Source organism: Sporolactobacillus sp. CQH2019, from assembly GCF_028765345.1.
GTDB lineage: Bacteria > Bacillota > Bacilli > Bacillales > Sporolactobacillaceae > Sporolactobacillus.
The window spans coordinates 1-631 of record NZ_JARAJZ010000047.1 but is presented as its reverse complement, the minus strand read 5'-3'; the positions used below and the strand labels follow the sequence as shown (position 1 = coordinate 631).

General features: G+C 59.7%; 1 rRNA gene. It reads left to right on the top strand.

Going from position 1 to position 631, the window contains the following annotated elements:
* Positions 1-631: ribosomal RNA gene (locus tag OYT88_RS20720) — 23S ribosomal RNA — on the top strand; the annotation flags it as partial.

Here is a 631-nt window from a genome sequence, read left to right as displayed (position 1 = left end):
GGCCTGGAAGGGCCGGCCGAAGCAGGCAAGCGCCCTGTAGCCGAAGCCCCCCGCTCTCCGGAGTGGATCCTGAGTACGGCGGGACACGAGAAACCCCGTCGGAAGCCGGGAGGACCGTCTCCCAAGGCTAAATACGGCCCAGTGACCGATAGCGAACCAGTACCGTGAGGGAAAGGTGAAAAGCACCCCGGGAGGGGAGTGAAAGAGATCCTGAAACCGTGTGCTTACAAGTAGTTGGAGCCCCCTTCGGGGGGTGACAGCGTACCTTTTGTAGAATGGACCGGCGAGTGGCGATTCTAAGCAAGGTTAAGCCGAAGAGGCGGAGCCGCAGCGAAAGCGAGTCTGAAGAGGGCGCCTCAGTTTAGGGTTGCCGACCCGAAACCGTGTGATCTACCCGTGTCCAGGGTGAAGTTCAGGTAACACTGAATGGAGGCCCGAACCCACGCCTGTTGAAAAAGGCGGGGATGAGGGGCGGGTAGGGGTGAAATGCCAATCGAACACGGAGATAGCTGGTTCTCCCCGAAATAGCTTTAGGGCTAGCCTCGGACGACGAGACCCGGAGGTAGAGCACGGATTGAATAAGGGGTCCCCACAGGACTACCGCGTTCAGTCAAACTCCGAATGCCGGGGA